Source organism: Oleiphilus sp. HI0132, from assembly GCF_001635845.1.
Genome location: NZ_LWGJ01000254.1, coordinates 1 through 806 on the forward strand (window position 1 = coordinate 1; position 806 = coordinate 806).

The following is an 806-nucleotide window of genomic DNA, read 5'->3' on the forward strand; positions in this document are numbered from 1 at the left end:
CCTTCATGTTAAGCCATGCTTCTTAGTAGCGCGGGAGCTTAACATTTTCAAACATTTCTTGAACGTCCTGACGATGCATATGGCGGTAGCATGCTTCCTCGACAACCTTCTGAGTAAGATGAGGTGCAAACTGTTGTAGGAACTCATACATAAAGCCGCGCATAAAGGTCCCCTTCCTGAATCCGATATTGGTAACACTTGCCTCAAACAGTCGGTCGGTATCAATCGCAGTCAAGCCGACATCTTTTTGAGTGTCGTAAGCCATGGATGCTACGATCCCGATACCCAAACCGAGTTTCACATAAGTTTTTATGACATCGGCATCGGACGCAGTAAAGACAATATTTGGAGATAATCCAGCCTCTGAAAAGGCAGCATCAAGCTTGGACCTCCCGGTAAACCCTTTCACATAGGTGACAATCGGGAATTCAGCTAGCTTGGCTAATGTTATATCACTATCTGAAGCAAGCGGGTGATTGTTAGGCACGATAACGATTCTATTCCAAGAATAGCAAGGCATCATGATTAAGTCTGGATGATGCTCGAGCGCCTCAGTCGCAATTGCGAAATCCACGGTGCCATCTGAGGCAAGTTCGGAAATTTGAGCAGGTGTTCCCTGGTGCATATGCAATGAAACATCGGGAAAGCTATTCATAAATCGACTAATTACCGTCGGCAGGACATAGCGCGCCTGTGTATGTGTAGTAGCAATCGACAAGTCACCTTTGTGCTCATTATTAAACTCCTGAGCAATTTTTTTAATACTTTCGACTTCTCCAAGCACATCGCCAACAACTTTCAGTATC

At 45.0% G+C, this 806-nt stretch carries 1 protein-coding gene; it reads right to left on the reverse strand.

All coding sequences use genetic code 11. The features are described 5' to 3' along the window. Positions 1 to 22: 22 nt before the first annotated feature. Positions 23 to 806: LysR substrate-binding domain-containing protein (locus A3766_RS03140; RefSeq protein WP_068641652.1), on the reverse strand; the 784-nt coding region annotated here is incomplete at its 5' end.